General features: G+C 39.4%; 2 protein-coding genes. Both read right to left on the bottom strand.

Annotated elements, in window-relative coordinates:
* Nucleotides 1-115: 115 nt before the first annotated feature.
* Nucleotides 116-880: an ABC transporter permease gene (locus tag PVE40_RS12715; protein WP_002318452.1), complete on the bottom strand. Its 765-nt coding sequence runs from the start codon at nucleotides 878-880 to the stop codon at nucleotides 116-118.
* Entirely contained in the window at nucleotides 877-1,530 is a 654-nt protein-coding gene (locus PVE40_RS12710) for an ABC transporter ATP-binding protein (RefSeq protein WP_002307505.1), read from the bottom strand. The genes PVE40_RS12715 and PVE40_RS12710 overlap by 4 nt, the downstream gene beginning before the upstream one ends.
* Nucleotides 1,531-1,572: the final 42 nt, after the last annotated feature.

Raw genomic sequence — 1,572 nt, 5'->3', positions numbered from 1 at the left:
AAAATATCCTTCTTCCTTAAAAAATGAAGTTCTTTTTGCAATTATTCTCGTGAGGTCTTCTTTTAACTACATAAAATTGTAACCACTGGTTTTAAGAGTAGTGTATCATCCCAAATCATATAATTAATTGACTGCGATTGTTATAAAACTCACGGTAAGCCATATAACTAGCAATAAACGAAGAAATCGCAGTAACTGAAATCAACATAAACATCACAACAATTTGGTAACGAATCGCTTGAACAGGATCAATTCCCGCAAAAATCAACCCTGACATCATACCTGGTAGGCTGACAAGTCCAACCGTTTTTGTTCGGTCAATAGAAGGAGCCATGCCCGTTTTGACGCTTTCTCTTACAATACTCATGGACGCTTGTTTTTTATTGGCTCCCAATGCCAATTTTTCCAATACCTGTTGGCGTTGGTCCGTAAATTTTGAATTCAAAGACCGATAGGTCACTCCAATCGCAGTCATGGCGTTGCTGGCAATCATGCCTGTAATTGGAACGATTTGGGAAGGGGACCAGTCAATGACTCCTGAAAAAACAAGAATGAGTAAGGACAAGGCTGTTCCTACTCCAATAGCCGTCGTTGAAATTTTAAAAGAGCGGTTGATCCCCTCACTGCGTGTATGGGCGTTATAAGAAGCGTTGAAAACAATGAACAAAACCATCGCTAAAGTGAGAAAGTTGTTATCCACTCGTAATACGTAGCTCAATACATATCCAATAAGGAATAATTGAACGACAGCGCGAATTCCCGCAATAAAAATGTCGTTTCCTAATCCCAATTTCTCTTTGTAATCAATCAACAAGGCAACTATCAAGAGGACAGAGGATAAAAGCAAAGAAAGATTACTGATTTCCAAATTGTTTGTCATTTCGATTCCTCCATTTTTCCACCTTTGATAGTAATCAGACGAGAAGCTTGGTCGATTTCTTCCTGGTTGTGAGTGACGGCCAACACCGTAGTTTGTTGGTCTTTCATCATGTCTCGGACTAAATCAAGGACAATCGCTCTGTTTTCTTGGTCCAATGAACTGGTAACTTCATCCAGGAGCAACACTTTCGGTTGATACATCAAATTTCGGACCAATGCAACCCGTTGTTTTTCCCCTCCTGATAGTTCCTTGACCTCTTTCGATAAGTAAGTTTCAGGTATTTGAACTCGTTCTAACAATTTTTTTGCACGTTCCCGATCAAATCCTTCTTCTCTTATGCGGGCAGGAAAAGACAAGTTCTCTTGAACTGTCTCATCGAATAGAGAAGCGTTTTGAAAGAAATAAGAGACTTCTTTTCTATACTCCACAGGATCGATTTTTTGCAGATCCGTACCTCGATAATAAATTTTTCCGGAAGTTGGGGAAAGCAGCGTACCAATTAATTTCAAAAGGGTACTTTTTCCACTTCCAGAAGGACCAGAAAAAACAATCACTTCCCCTTTGTTTACTGTAAAAGAGATATCTTGAAGGATTTGGTTTCCGTTTGCCTGAAAACCAACCTTCTCTAATTGAAACAATGAATCACTCATACCACTTCTCTCCTTTATAAAAAAGCCCTGCACCAGTGGACC

This window comes from Jeotgalibaca caeni (assembly GCF_028863945.1).
Lineage (GTDB): Bacteria > Bacillota > Bacilli > Lactobacillales > Aerococcaceae > Jeotgalibaca > Jeotgalibaca caeni.
This window is presented reverse-complemented; position numbering and strand designations above follow the sequence as displayed.